General features: G+C 39.5%; 7 protein-coding genes. 2 read left to right on the top strand and 5 right to left on the bottom strand.

The genetic code is table 11. The features are described from left to right. The 4 genes from NW213_RS09505 to thiD all read right to left on the bottom strand — a co-directional run. The coding region (locus NW213_RS09505; protein ID WP_375338130.1) for a DUF6483 family protein at positions 1-258 on the bottom strand (258 nt) is incomplete at its 3' end. 24 nt (positions 259-282) lie between these two features. Next, entirely contained in the window at positions 283-1,983 is a 1,701-nt protein-coding gene (locus tag NW213_RS09500) for an alpha-amylase family protein (protein WP_258322613.1), read from the bottom strand. 73 nt (positions 1,984-2,056) lie between these two features. Beyond that, positions 2,057-2,944, bottom strand: coding sequence for an ACP S-malonyltransferase (gene fabD, locus NW213_RS09495; protein ID WP_154042567.1), 888 nt, complete (start codon positions 2,942-2,944; stop codon positions 2,057-2,059). Between the two features lie 59 nt (positions 2,945-3,003). Then, the gene (gene thiD / locus NW213_RS09490) at positions 3,004-3,837 is read right to left on the bottom strand and encodes a bifunctional hydroxymethylpyrimidine kinase/phosphomethylpyrimidine kinase (protein ID WP_258322612.1); all 834 of its coding nucleotides are present in this window, start codon (positions 3,835-3,837) and stop codon (positions 3,004-3,006) included. A gap of 178 nt (positions 3,838-4,015) precedes the next feature. Between thiD and NW213_RS09485 the strand changes: the two genes are divergently transcribed. Next, positions 4,016-5,083, top strand: coding sequence for a mannose-1-phosphate guanylyltransferase (locus tag NW213_RS09485; protein WP_235339165.1), 1,068 nt, complete (start codon positions 4,016-4,018; stop codon positions 5,081-5,083). A 96-nt stretch (positions 5,084-5,179) separates the two neighbouring features. On the opposite strand, the gene tpx is transcribed toward NW213_RS09485, so the two are convergent. Continuing rightward, a complete protein-coding gene (gene tpx, locus NW213_RS09480; protein ID WP_258322611.1) occupies positions 5,180-5,683 on the bottom strand; it encodes a thiol peroxidase in 504 nt (167 codons plus the stop codon). A 188-nt stretch (positions 5,684-5,871) separates the two neighbouring features. On the opposite strand from tpx, the gene NW213_RS09475 reads away from it, so the two are divergent. Then, positions 5,872-6,786, top strand: a complete 915-nt coding sequence (locus NW213_RS09475) for a DUF368 domain-containing protein (RefSeq protein WP_258322610.1) — start codon at positions 5,872-5,874, stop codon at positions 6,784-6,786. Positions 6,787-7,006 lie beyond the last annotated feature (220 nt).

The raw sequence follows: 7,006 nt of genomic DNA, 5'->3' as shown, positions 1-7,006 counted from the left end.
TTCTTCCGAGAACAGTAAAAGGCTGACAGCTATCAGCTCAATTTTATCCATTCCGTTTTCTGATGTTGAATATTGTGATATAATTTCATCAGTGCTTATGTCCATAAGCTCTTTCGGACTTACTCCTAGCATCTCATGTGTATTGTATTCATATTTTTCCAACTCTTTGTTGTCAAGTCTTTTCTTTTTTATGATGGCAGTGACAATCATAGAGATTATCTCCTGTATCATTCTTATTATATAATCCTGTTTTATCATTTTTATATGATGCGAAAAGCCTTGTCACTTCAGTTTTATTTTCAGAATCTTACCGCTGTTGGCTGGTAAATCTGTTCCCACAGGTTTTGAAGACATGAAGTTTATCTTTTCTTCCTTGCCGCTTATCAGATCCTTTACTTTTATGTTTCCCATCTCAGGCATTCCAAGATAGTTGAATGCATGTTCAGGTATGTTTATTGCCACTCTCATGTTCATATCTCCAAAGTTTACGGCAATAAGCAGTACCTCATCTTCGCATTGTCTGAGGAAAGCATATTGTTTATGCTCGTCCATTTGCCATCCGTTTACGTTTGCATACATCAAATCGAAGAATTTTCCACGGGCGATACACTTTTCCTGATTGCAGATGTTCAGAAGCGTTTTGTAGAAGTTCCTTATACCTTTCTCTTTGGCATTAAGCAGGTGGGTATTAAATCTTCCGTGGTTTGTCCAGCGCCTTATGCTGTCAACGCTCCAATAGTCAAATATGGTTGTCCTTCCGTCTCTACCGCTAAATCCTTCTGTATCCATTCCGCTTTCGCCGAGCTCCTGTCCGAAGTATATCATGACTGGGTTTGTATTCATACATGCAGACACAATCATTCCCGGGAATGCTTTGTGCGGGTTTCCTGCGAAATAATCGGACGCTATACGCTGTTCGTCATGGTTTTCCAGAAAATTGAGCATGTGGCTTTGAATGTCGTTCACACTTTGCCAGCAACCTGTTATGTTTGTTGCGGATGAGTTGCTGCATATTATGGATCTTAGTGTGTCGTACAGGCCTACCTTGTCGTACAAATAATCAAAGTGGCCGTTGTGTATATAATTTCTGTATTCCTGCGGATTGTAAACTTCGGCTATGAATATTATGTCAGGGAATTGTTCTTTAACTTGAGGAATGGCCCATCCCCAGAATTCACAAGGAACCATTTCTGCCATGTCGCATCTGAAACCATCGATGTTCTTACCTGCCCAGAACAAAAGAATATCTTTCATTTTGTTCCATGTGTCAGGAATAGGTGAGAAATGGCAACCTGTGTTGTTGTAATAATCAACTCCGTAGTTAAGCTTTACAGTTTCATACCAGTCGTTTCTGTTAGGCCATGCATCAAACTTGTTGTTTCCTGTCGCTTTTGCAGGCATTTCTGTATATCTGCCGGCTTCAGGATCATAAAGGTCTATATCGCCTTTCAGTTCTTCTCCCGGAATGTAATAGAAATTGTTGTTTGGATTGAACGATACAGATATATCATCGTCCTCGCCAAGGTCTTTTACTCCAGCCGGTTTTGCCAATGATTTATACTGACGTGCTACGTGGTTAGGTACAAAATCAATAATCATTTTCATTCCGGCAGTGTGTGTACGTTCTACAAGGGCTTCAAACTCTTCCATCCTTTTATCCACATCCACAGCCAGGTCCGGATCAATGTCGTAATAATCCTTTATTGCGTATGGCGAGCCCGCTTTTCCTTTTACTACGGCAGGATGATCCTTGCGTATTCCGTACTTTGTATAGTCTGTTTGTGTGGCATGAGCTATGATGCCTGTGTACCAGATGTGAGTGGCCCCAAGTCCTTTTATTTCAGAAAGGGCTTGTTCGGTAAAATAATCCAACTTTCCGCATCCGTTTTCTTCTATGCTTCCGTTGGTCTTGCTTGTTAGGGCCTGGTTGCCGAATAAGCGTGTAAAGACTTGATAAATGATGATTTTTTCTTCTGGATTCATAGAGTTTATAGTTTAAATTAAAAAAAGAAGACACGTATCGTTTTCTATGATACGTGTCCGGTTTGTCGTGATATTATTCAATGCCGTGGGCATTAGCTTCTTTGTTGATCTTCTTGATCAATCCCTGAAGCACAGCACCCGGTCCGCATTCGATAAATTCGTCTGCTCCGTCGGCAATCATATTCTGTACTGTTTGAGTCCATCTTACAGATGCAGTCAGCTGAGCCACAAGATTTGCTTTAATCTTTGCAGGGTCTGTATATGGTTTTGCGTCAACATTCTGGTAAACAGGACATTTTGGAGTGTGGAACTCTGTTGCATTGATTGCAGCTTCAAGTTCAACTTTTGCAGGATCCATAAGAGGAGAATGGAAGGCTCCACCTACTTTCAGTGGAAGTGCGCGTTTAGCTCCAGCTTCTTTCATAAGTTCACATGCCTTGTTGATACCTTCGATAGAACCGGAGATTACTATCTGTCCAGGGCAGTTATAGTTTGCAGCTACGCATACTTCACCTTCAGCAGCCACTTTTGCACATATTTCTTCTACTTTCTCGTCAGGCAAAGCAATAATTGCTGCCATAGTGGAAGGTTGTGCTTCGCATGCTTTCTGCATTGCCATAGCACGTGCATATACAAGTTTCAAACCGTCTTCGAACGAGAGAGCTCCTGCCGCTACGAGTGCAGAGAATTCTCCCAATGAGTGTCCTGCTGTCATTTCCGGCTTGAAATTTTCTCCCATGCATAATGCAGAGATTACTGAATGAAGGAATACGGCAGGCTGTGTAACTTTTGTCTGACGCAAGTCTTCATCTGTTCCGTTGAACATGATATCTGTGATACGATAACCTAAAATATCGTTTGCTTTTTCGAATAGTTCTTTGGCTAAAGCCGAATTTTCGTACAGGTCCTTGCCCATACCAACAAACTGGGCACCCTGTCCTGGAAATACAAATGCTTTCATGATTTTTCTATTTAATAATTAATAATCTTGTCGCAAAGTTAATGATTGTTTTTATATAACTACTCATTTTCAACGAAAATGTGCATAGGAACCGGCTTATGAAGGTGGTTTAATGGGCCGTGCCCTTTACCTATTTGTATGTCTTTTCCGTTCAATATGCCTTGATATACATATTCTTTGGCTTTTTCTACAGCTTCCTGCAATGTGTTTCCCAATGCCAGGTTTGTAGCTATGGCAGAAGATAGTGTGCATCCGGTGCCATGTGTGTTGTGGCTGTCAATCTTTTTGGAAGTGAACATGTATGGGGTATTGTCGTCTTTTATGCATAAAACGTCGCACATGTCGTTTCCGTTCAGATGTCCTCCTTTTATTAATACTGAGTGGCATCCGTAATTGATAATCTTCTTACCGGCTTCCACCATATCATCGGTATTCTCTATTTTATTTCCTGTCAGTACAATAGCCTCACTCAGGTTTGGAGTAATGATTGTTGACAACGGTATGAGTTCGTTTTTTATAGCCTCTATAGCTTCGTCTTCAATAAGCTTGCAGCCACTTGTTGACACCATCACCGGATCGAATACCACGAATTTGGGGTTATGCTCTTTTATTGATAATGCTATGGCCTTTACAATTTTCACATCATTAATCATTCCAATTTTTATGGCTTCAGGCTTGATGTCGGTCATTACGGCATCTATCTGTGATTTTACAAAATCGGCCGGTATAGGGTGTATTCCTGTCACTCCACATGTGTTTTGCACTGTTATGGCGGTAATGGCACTTGCGGCATAACACCCCAATGCTGATATTGTTTTTATGTCGGCTTGTATGCCCGCACCGCCACTGCAGTCGGAACCGGCAATCGTGAGTACTGTATGATATTTTTTCATTGTCATAATTTAGTTGTTACAGGAGACAAAGTTAAGAATTATTTCATTCAGTCAAAGAAACTGGTTTTCATTAATAAATATTTATCTGATAAAAAATCAGTAATGATTTCCCAATATTAGTGTTGTATTTTAATAAAAAAACAGCTATTTTTGCGGTAATTATAAAAATATGTATTTTATGGATTTGAATGGAAACAATCATATTGTCATAATGGCAGGAGGAATAGGAAGCCGTTTTTGGCCTATGAGTAATAAGGAATTGCCTAAACAGTTCATTGATGTATTGGGCTGTGGACGTACTTTGATACAGCTCACAATGGACAGGTTTAAGGGAATATGTCCGCCCGAAAACGTATGGGTGGTTACGTCTGCCAATTATGAATCTATCGTAAAGGAGCAATTGCCTGAAATTCCTTCATCACAGATTCTTCTTGAGCCTTGCCGTCGTAATACAGCTCCTTGTATTGCATATGTAAGCTGGAAAATAAAGTCAAAAAATCCGAAGGCGAATATTGTAGTTACACCTAGTGACCATATAGTAATGGATGTAAACGAATTCAGAAGGGTGATAACTTCTGCAATGAAATTTACATCATCATCAGATGCTATAGTTACTCTTGGTATGAAAGCTACACGTCCGGAAACCGGATATGGCTATATCGAGGCCGATCTGACTATGGCTTGCCCGTCTAATAAGGAAATATACAGAGTAGATGCATTCAAGGAAAAACCGGACCTGGAGACAGCCAACAGATATATACAGAAGAAGAATTTCTTCTGGAATGCCGGTATCTTTGTCTGGAATGTAAACACTATAGTAAACGCCATGCGTGTTTATCAGCCTGCACTGGGTAAAATATTCGAAAAGATGCTTCCTTATTATTTTACTGATAAAGAACAAGAAATGATTAATGAACTTTTCCCTATGTGTGAGAACATATCCATCGACTATGCTGTAATGGAAAAGGCTGACGAAATATATGTTTTCCCGGCATCGTTCGGATGGAGCGATCTTGGAACATGGGGCTCGCTGCATGAGAATTCAGCAAAGGATGCTTACGGCAACGTTTGTATAGGCGAAAACATAAAGATGTATGAATCACGTAATTGTGTAGTACATGCCACACAGGAGAAGAAAGTCGTGATACAGGGACTTGACGGATATATCGTGGCAGAGAAAAATGATACACTTCTTGTTTGCCGACTAAGCGAAGAGCAACGAATAAAAGAATTTTCGGAAGATTGACCAGAGCAATAATATAAAATTTGACCGGACTTGATGAAATAATCAAAAAGCCCGGTCTTTTTTGTGGTTATGAGTGATTGGTTATTGTGTTGTTTCTTATTTTATTGCTGCCAAAGCTGCTTCGTAGTTTGGCTCCTGTGTTATTTCAGGTACAAGTTCTGTGTAAACAATTTTGCCTTCAGGGTTAATTACCACTACAGAACGTGTCAGCAGGCCTTTCAGCGGACCGTCTGCAATCAGCACTCCGTATTCAGTGTCAAAATCAGAAGGATTTCTGAAGTCGGAAAGTGGAATAACACTTGCTATACCTTCTGTAGTGCAGAAACGTCCTTGTGCGAAAGGCAAATCTTTTGATATCGCCAGTACTACGGTGTTGTCCATGTTGGCTGCCATTTGGTTGAATTTTCTTACAGAAGTGGCGCAGACACCAGTGTCAAGGCTTGGGAAAATATTTAGAATTACAAACTTACCCTTTGTTTCTGATAGTTTGAATTGGCTTAAATCACCTTTTACCATTGTGAAATCCGGTGCTGTGATGCCGGTCTTTATAAATTCTCCCGCTAAATTAACGGTTGTTCCTTTGAATGCTGTTTTTGACATAATCTTGTTTTTTATATGTTATAACTAAATAACGGTTGCAGGATGGAAATTGTTCATCAAAATGAAAAAAACTTTTTATTTTATATAGTTTCGGCCTGTAATCTGGGTTAACTTATCACATTTGTCATTTTTTATTATTCTTTTTTTTATAACTTTGTGCCGGAAATAAAATCATTAATAATTTATTTATGGAACGCAAATTAAAGGATTACGCAACACTTGTCTTGAAGGGGATGGGAATGGGTGCTGCCGATGTCGTGCCTGGAGTGTCAGGTGGTACTATAGCATTTATAGTTGGAATTTATGACGAGCTGATAAATTCTATCAAGAGTATTAACGTAAAAAATCTGAAACTTCTTTTCACGGGAAAGATTTCTGAATTCTGGAAAGGAATAAACGGAAATTTCCTTATTTCTATAATATTGGGTGTCGGAATAAGTATTTTCTCATTGGCAAAGCTTATCACATGGCTGCTCACTGATCATCCTATATTGGTGTGGTCGTTTTTCTTTGGTCTGGTACTTGCTTCCACATGGTTTGTTTCAAAGGACATAAAGGAATGGAACTGGAAAACCATTCTTTCTTTTGTGATAGGCGCCGGTATAGCTTACTACATCACTGTTGCAACTCCTGCCGAGACACCAACCAATTATCTTTTCATATTCCTTTGTGGGGCAATTGCCATATGTGCCATGATTTTGCCGGGAATATCCGGAAGTTTTATCCTGGTTCTCCTTGGCAAGTATTTCTACATAATGGAGGCAGTGAAGACATTCGATATCGTTATATTGGCAATTTTCGGTATAGGCGCATTCATCGGTATAACATCTTTCTCCAGAGTTTTATCGTATGCATTGAAAAACTTCAGAAACGTAACCCTTTCAGTTCTTACAGGCTTTATGCTCGGTTCGCTTAATAAAGTATGGCCATGGAAAAGGGTAGTGGAGTTTTATACTGACAGTCATGGAGTGGCTAAACCATTGATAGAGGAGAATATAGCTCCTAATCAGTTCGTAGTAGAGGCTGTGGTTCTTATGATTGTAGGATTCTTCTTGGTGTATTTCCTTGAGAAACTGTCTTCAAAGAAACAGGTTGAGGCATAATGGGAATTTGTTGGAACGCTAGTTCCTGATGAAATTTTTCAGGCATGGTAAATTAATACATACCATGCCTGATTTTTTTATAATTATACAATTTATCATTTTGACAAAATGATAAATTTGTTTTTTGAGAATTGAAATTTAACGTACCAAGGTAAGAGGCAGCTTGAAAAATCGTACTGTAATGCCTTTGATGTGAGTTGAAAAGTCAGCTTTAATGGCG

Source organism: Bacteroides sp. ET336 (assembly GCF_024733815.1).
Taxonomy (GTDB): domain Bacteria; phylum Bacteroidota; class Bacteroidia; order Bacteroidales; family Bacteroidaceae; genus Phocaeicola; species Phocaeicola cellulolyticus.
Note: the sequence above shows the minus strand (reverse complement) of the source record. Positions and strands in the feature narration are given on the sequence as shown.

Excerpts from the sequence above, each read along its gene's own strand:
- NW213_RS09500 (WP_258322613.1), bottom strand. The coding sequence starts at position 1,983 with ATGAATCCAGAAGAAAAAATCATCATTTATCAAGTCTTTACACGCTTA.
- fabD (WP_154042567.1), bottom strand. The coding sequence starts at position 2,944 with ATGAAAGCATTTGTATTTCCAGGACAGGGTGCCCAGTTTGTTGGTATG.
- thiD (WP_258322612.1), bottom strand. The coding sequence starts at position 3,837 with ATGAAAAAATATCATACAGTACTCACGATTGCCGGTTCCGACTGCAGT.
- NW213_RS09485 (WP_235339165.1), top strand. The coding sequence starts at position 4,016 with ATGGATTTGAATGGAAACAATCATATTGTCATAATGGCAGGAGGAATA.
- tpx (WP_258322611.1), bottom strand. The coding sequence starts at position 5,683 with ATGTCAAAAACAGCATTCAAAGGAACAACCGTTAATTTAGCGGGAGAA.
- NW213_RS09475 (WP_258322610.1), top strand. The coding sequence starts at position 5,872 with ATGGAACGCAAATTAAAGGATTACGCAACACTTGTCTTGAAGGGGATG.